The 6,035-nt window shown below is 65.6% G+C and carries 6 protein-coding genes; all 6 read left to right on the top strand.

What is annotated here, in order from left to right:
* A partial coding sequence (locus WBB07_RS30155) for an ATP-binding cassette domain-containing protein (protein ID WP_526313573.1) occupies positions 1-936 on the top strand: 936 nt, incomplete at its 5' end.
* 55 nt (positions 937-991) lie between these two features.
* Positions 992-1,570, top strand: a complete 579-nt coding sequence (locus WBB07_RS30150) for a DUF4190 domain-containing protein (RefSeq protein ID WP_526313571.1) — start codon at positions 992-994, stop codon at positions 1,568-1,570.
* A 294-nt stretch (positions 1,571-1,864) separates the two neighbouring features.
* Positions 1,865-2,992 (top strand): ABC transporter ATP-binding protein, encoded by a 1,128-nt coding sequence (locus WBB07_RS30145; protein WP_526313569.1) that lies wholly within the window; start codon positions 1,865-1,867, stop codon positions 2,990-2,992.
* Positions 2,993-3,063: 71 nt separating this feature from the next.
* Positions 3,064-4,266 carry an ABC transporter substrate-binding protein gene (locus WBB07_RS30140; RefSeq protein WP_526313567.1) on the top strand — a complete coding sequence of 401 codons (1,203 nt, stop codon included), beginning with the start codon at positions 3,064-3,066 and terminating at the stop codon, positions 4,264-4,266.
* Positions 4,267-4,269: 3 nt separating this feature from the next.
* Complete coding sequence (locus tag WBB07_RS30135; protein WP_526313565.1) at positions 4,270-5,145, top strand: ABC transporter permease; 876 nt, start codon at positions 4,270-4,272, stop codon at positions 5,143-5,145.
* Between the two features lie 12 nt (positions 5,146-5,157).
* Positions 5,158-6,024, top strand: coding sequence for an ABC transporter permease (locus WBB07_RS30130; protein WP_526313563.1), 867 nt, complete (start codon positions 5,158-5,160; stop codon positions 6,022-6,024).
* Positions 6,025-6,035: the final 11 nt, after the last annotated feature.

Raw genomic sequence — 6,035 nt, 5'->3', positions numbered from 1 at the left:
GCTGTGCCCACCGCAGCCATCGGCGCCGCCGCTCTCGGCGCCGTGGTCGCCGCGCTCGGCGTCGCCGGTGCCGACCCGTCGATGGCCCCCACCACGTTGGCCATCCTCATGTTGCTGCCGCTGTCGTCGTTCGAGGCCACCACGGCCCTGCCGGCGGCCGCAATACAACTCACCCGGTCCCGGATCGCGGCCCGCCGACTCCTCGGGCTCACCGGTGTCGCAACCCCGCCGACCGGAACCGCAGCGCCACAGAACCTGACACTGCGCGCCGATCAGGTGGCCGCCGGCTTCAGCGACGACGTGACGGGTCCAGCGGTCGACGTCGAACTCCCCCAGGGCAGCCGGCTGGTGATCACCGGCCCCAGCGGTTCCGGCAAGACCACACTGTTGATGACACTCGCCGGGCTGCTTCCCCCGGCGCACGGCACCGTCACCCTGGGCGGAGCGCCACTGAACTCCCTCGACGAGACCGAATTACGCACGGCAGTAGCGTTTTTTGCCGAGGACGCCCATGTCTTCGCCACCACCATCCGAGACAACTTGCTGGTCGCGCGCGGCGACTGTTCCGACGACGAACTGCTGGCCGCGCTGACCGACGTGGGCTTGCGGGACTGGCTCGACACGTTGCCGGACGGGCTGGCCACGGTGCTCGACGGCGGCGCGGCTGCCTTGTCGGCCGGTCAGCGACGGCGACTCCTGCTGGCCCGGGTGCTGCTGTGCCGCGCCCGCGTCGTCCTGCTCGACGAACCCACCGAACATCTCGACATCTCCGACGCCGACGAGTTGCTACTGGCACTGCTGCGCAGCGGGAATCAGGGTGCAGCAGGGCTGTTGTCGACGGACCGCACCGTGCTGGTCGCCACCCACCATCTGCCCGCACAGTTAGCGGACTCGGTGCGGTGCCCACACATATCCCTGCCGAGCCGCCGCGGCTGACGGGTAATCTTGCGCCCGTCGGTCGTCCGCACGAGCCTGATCCGGAGTACGAATCATGACTGAGCCGCCCGAATCCGCCAAGCCCGACAATCCCCAGCAGGGTGGGGCACACGGATATCCCCCGCCGCCGCCCCCACCCGGCCCATACCCGGGCAGCTATCCCCCGCCACCGCCACAGCCCTACGCCGGCTACGGCGGCTACGGCAGTTACGGCAGTTACGGTGGCGGGCCGTACGCCCCGCCACCGCCCGCTGCGCCGAAGAACGGCCTCGGTATCGCCGCACTGGTGGTCGCGATCCTGTCACTGCCGGCCGTGCTGACGGTGTTCGGCGGCTTTGTACTCGGGCTCGTCGCGATCATCCTGGGTTTCATCGGCTACAACCGCGCCAAGAAAGGGCAGGCCACCAACGGTGGCGTCGCGATCGCCGGCGTTGTGCTCGGGCTGGTGGGCATCGCGCTCAATGCGGCCCTGATCGCCTTCGGGGTATGGGGTTTCCTCCAGGTCGGCGGCGGCGACTACTTTGACTGCATGCAACGGGCCGGCTCCGATACCTCGGCCCAGCTCGACTGCGAGGACGAGTTCCGTGGCAACATCGAAAACCGGTTCAGCGTCACGCTGACACCGACCCCCTGAGCCGGGTTTCAAGCCGACCTCCCCTCAGGACGCCTCCTCACCGACCCCTCTGCGCCGTCAGCCAGGCCGTCAACAAGCGATTCCATTGCGAAATTGAAAATTCGTCACGGAATCGGTTGCGATGGAGCCACGGATGGGTGAAGGTTTATTGACAGTTGCACTCATCCGGGTTCAAACCCTTCCGTGACGGAGCGCAACTCGTCCCGACGAGGAGGAGCTCTCCTGAGTAAGACCGGCACACACGCCACACCGAACCAGGCAGGACACCGGAGCGGAGCAGCCCCAGGTGAGCCGGTGATCGAGATCGATCACGTCACCAAACGCTTTTCCGACTACGTTGCGGTCACCGACGCCGATTTCTCCATCGGCGCGGGTGAGTTCTTCTCCATGCTCGGACCATCGGGCTGCGGAAAGACCACCACCCTGCGAATGATCGCCGGATTCGAGACGCCCACCGAGGGCGCCATCCGTCTCGAAGGCGCCGACGTGTCCCGCGTCCCGCCGCACAAACGCAACGTCAACACGGTGTTCCAGCACTACGCACTGTTCCCGCACATGTCGGTGTGGGACAACGTGGCCTACGGCCCGCGCAGCATGAAAAAGGACAAATCGGAGGTGAAACGCCGGGTCGACGAGCTGCTCGAGGTGGTCCGGCTCACCGATTTCGCCCAGCGCCGGCCCGGCCAGCTCTCCGGCGGTCAGCAACAGCGCGTCGCTCTGGCGCGCGCGCTGGTCAACTACCCCAGCGCACTGCTGCTCGACGAACCGCTGGGAGCTCTCGACCTCAAACTGCGTCACGTGATGCAGTTCGAGCTGAAACGGATCCAGCGGGAAGTTGGCATCACGTTCGTCTACGTCACCCACGATCAGGAAGAGGCGCTGACGATGAGTGACCGCATCGCGGTCATGAACGCCGGCACCGTCGAACAGATCGGCACCCCCACCGAAATCTACGACCGGCCCGCCACCGTGTTCGTCGCCGGCTTCATCGGCCAGGCCAACCTGTGGCACGGCAAGAAGCTCGGAATGTCCGGCGATCTCGCCGAACTGGCCGTACTGGGCAGCACGCTGAGGGCACGCCCCGGCGACACCACGATCGAGAACGGCGGCCAGGCAACGCTGATGGTGCGGCCCGAGCGGATCCGCGTGTCGACCACCGAACTCTCCGCCGCCGATCAGGCAGTGGCCTCGGTGCGAGCCACCGTCACCGACATGACGTTCCAGGGACCGGTCGTCCGGCTGTCGCTGGCAGCCGCCGACTCCTCGCCGATCGTCGCGCACGTCGGCCCGGAACAGAATCTGCCCTTGCTGCGCCCGGGGGACGAGGTGTTTGTCGGCTGGGCAGCGGAGGCGTCGCTGGTGCTTCCCGCCGCCGACATCCCGACCACCGAGGACCTCGAAGACATGCTCGACGACTCCTAGTCCGATCCCCGGCAGCCCCCACAGCCCCGACCATCAGGCACCCCCGCCCCTTACGAAAGGCAAGAGCAGCCATGGCCAGAACTCCAGACTTCGATCCAGCACTGCTGGCACGCCTCGCCACCAACCGCACCTCACGGCGCCGGTTCCTCGGCGGAAGTGCTGCCGCGGCAGCCGGACTCGCCCTCGGCGGCTCCTTCCTCGCCGCCTGTGGCAGCAGTGACAGCGGCAGCGGCACCACTGCCGCCAGCGCGGCACCCGACGACGGTTCACCGGCCGAAGGCACCTTGCGGATCTCGAACTGGCCGCTGTACATGGCCGACGGATTTGTCGCCTCCTTCCAGACCGCAACCGGCCTGACCGTCGACTACAAGGAAGACCTCAACGACAACGAGGAGTGGTTCGCCAAGATCAAGGAGCCGCTGTCCCGCAAACAGGACGTCGGATTCGACCTGGCCGTACCCACCACGTTCATGGCGGCCCGCCTCCACGGACTGGGCTGGCTCAACGAGATCAACCACGACCGGGTCACCAACTTCGGCAACCTGCGCTCCGATCTGTTGGAGGCCAGCGTCGACCCGGGCCGCAAATACAGCGCGCCCTACATGTCGGGCCTGGTGGGCCTCGCCTACAACCGGGCGGCCACCGGCCGGGACATCACCTCGATCGACGATCTGTGGGATCCCGCATTCAAGGGCCGCGTCAGCCTGTTCTCCGACTCCCAGGACGGCCTCGGCATGATCATGCTGAGCCAGGGCAGCGACCTCGAGAACCCCACCATCGAATCCGTGCAGAAGGCCGTCGACCTGGTGCGCGAACACCGCGATGCCGGTCAGATCCGCCGCTTCACCGGCAACGACTACGCCGACGACCTGGCCGCAGGCAACATCGCGATCGCCCAGGCATATTCGGGTGACGTCGTGCAGCTGCAGGCCGACAACCCGGACCTGCAGTTCATCGTCCCCGAGTCCGGCGGCACCACCTTCGTCGACACCATGATCCTGCCGTACACGACTCAGAACCAGAAGGCCGCCGAGGAGTGGATCAACTTCATCTACGACCGGCCCAACTACGCCAAGCTCGTCGCGTACACACAGTTCGTGCCGGTGCTCTCGGACATGACCGACGAACTCGCCAAGATCGATCCCGCGGCGGCCGCCAACCCGCTGATCAACCCCCCGCAGGACGTCCTGGACAACGTGAAGGGCTGGCCGTCGCTCACCGATGAGCAGACTCAAGAGTTCAACACGGCATATGCCGCTGTCACCGGCGGCTGATCAATGGCCGGGGTAGCTTCCAGCGGCCGGCAGCGCAGCAAGATCGCACCGTATCTGATGATCCTGCCTGGGCTCGCCTATCTCGGGCTGTTCTTCGTGGTGCCGTTCTTCTCGCTGGCCCGGACGTCGCTGTCGAGCTCCGGTGGGTCGGTGTTCATGCCGACGCTGACTTTCTCCTGGGACTTCAGCAACTACACGGATGCGTTCTCCGTCTACAGCGACCAGATCATCCGGTCGTTCACCTACGCGCTCGCCGCCACGGTGATCTGTCTGGTGCTGGCGTTTCCGTTGGCGTACGTGATCGCGTTCAAGGCGGGCCGCTACAAGAACCTGCTGCTGGGTCTCGTTATCCTGCCGTTCTTCGTGACGTTCCTGATCCGCACGATCGCGTGGAAGACGATCCTGGCCGACAACGGCTGGGTGGTGGATCTTTTCGGCACCATCGGGCTGCTGCCCAGCGAGGGTCGACTGTTGTCGACCAGCTGGGCGGTGATCGGCGGGCTGGCCTACAACTGGATCATCTTCATGATCCTGCCGCTGTACGTCAGCTTGGAGAAGATCGATCCCCGGCTGCTGGAGGCTTCCCGCGATCTGTACTCGACAAACCGCCGAACGCTGGCGAAGGTGATCATGCCGCTGGCGCTGCCGGGTGTGGTGGCCGGCAGCATGCTGGTCTTCATCCCGAGCGTCGGTGACTTCATCAATGCCGAGTACCTGGGCAGTACGCAGACCACCATGATCGGCAACGTGATCCAGCAACAGTTCCTGGTGGTCAAGGACTATCCGGCCGCCGCCGCACTGTCCATGGTGTTGATGGGGCTGATCCTGGTCGGGGTGCTGATGTACACCAAGGCTCTGGGTACCGAGGATCTGGTATGACGAAGGTTTCCGATGACACTGCATGACCGGATCGTGGCCGCCAACGCCGATGTGGCCGAGCGCAGCGCCCAGGCGCAGCCCGGCATTCTGGCGCGACTCAAGTTCGGCGACATCGCATTACGGGTGATCGCCGGACTGGTACTGCTGTACCTGTTCATCCCGATCGCGGTGATCGTGGCCTTCTCGTTCAACAACCCGCAGGGCAAGTTCAACTACACCTGGCAGGGTTTCACGTTGGACAACTGGGCCGACCCGTTCAAGTACCCACCGTTGACCGCGGCGCTCAAACTCAGCCTCAACGTCGCCGCGGTCTCCACCGCGATCGCCCTGGTGCTGGGCACGCTGCTGGCCATCGCCCTGGTTCGGCAGCGCTTCCGCGGCGACCGGCTGGTGGACGGCTTCCTGGTGCTGCCGCTGACCGCGCCCGAGGTGGTGATGGGTGCCTCACTGCTGGTGCTGTTCCTGGATCTGTCCTGGCCGGCCGGCTACACCACGATCATCATCGCGCACATCGCCTTTCAGGTGAGCTTCATCGCGATGACGGTGCGGGCCCGGGTCCGCGGTTTCGACTGGACACTCGAAGACGCATCGATGGATCTGGGCGCCAGTCCCGCACGCACCTTCTTCAAGGTGACATTGCCGTTGATCGTGCCCGGGATCGTTGCAGCCGCGATGTTGTCGTTTGCGCTGTCGCTCGACGATTTCATCGTGACCTACTTCGTCAGCGGCTCGTCGGTGACCTACCCCCTGTTTGTCAACGCCGCCGTCAAAGCCGCGGTACCGCCACAGATCAACGTGTTGGCCACCGCGATCCTGGTGATCAGCCTGATCCTCATCGGCGTGGGCACCCTGTATCGCCGCAAGCGCATCGACACCTGAGCCGGCGGGCG

Origin of the sequence: Mycobacterium sp. (genome assembly GCF_049647605.1) — a bacterium.
Taxonomy (GTDB): Bacteria; Actinomycetota; Actinomycetes; order Mycobacteriales; family Mycobacteriaceae; genus Mycobacterium.
Note: the sequence above shows the minus strand (reverse complement) of the source record. Positions and strands in the feature narration are given on the sequence as shown.

Coding starts and splice junctions, on each gene's coding strand:
- WBB07_RS30150 (WP_526313571.1), top strand. CDS start 992: ATGACTGAGCCGCCCGAATCCGCCAAGCCCGACAATCCCCAGCAGGGT.
- WBB07_RS30140 (WP_526313567.1), top strand. CDS start 3,064: ATGGCCAGAACTCCAGACTTCGATCCAGCACTGCTGGCACGCCTCGCC.
- WBB07_RS30135 (WP_526313565.1), top strand. CDS start 4,270: ATGGCCGGGGTAGCTTCCAGCGGCCGGCAGCGCAGCAAGATCGCACCG.
- WBB07_RS30130 (WP_526313563.1), top strand. CDS start 5,158: ATGACACTGCATGACCGGATCGTGGCCGCCAACGCCGATGTGGCCGAG.